This is a genomic window from Vibrio sp. OPT46 (genome assembly GCF_015163535.1).
In the GTDB taxonomy this organism is placed as follows: Bacteria; Pseudomonadota; Gammaproteobacteria; order Enterobacterales; family Vibrionaceae; genus Vibrio; species Vibrio alginolyticus.
The window spans coordinates 1,033-1,261 of the sequence record NZ_JADDYG010000361.1 but is presented as its reverse complement, the minus strand read 5'-3'; positions in this window follow the sequence as shown (position 1 = coordinate 1,261).

The window sequence follows — 229 nt, the reverse complement described above, 5'->3', positions numbered from 1 at the left end:
GCCAAGTTGTGCACTGTATGGAACAAATGATGGGTGTTCGTTACCAAACATTCCCTCGATAGGTGAACTTTGCTCCACAACGTTAACCACATAGCGTAGCGGACAATATCTCATATTTGTTCTAAATAATAAGCGCCATGCGCATTACTAATATTTTTCCCCGTTTATACGCCTGATCACCCTCAGGCGTTTTTTCGTTTCATTCATTTGACACTCTCCGGACAAAGTG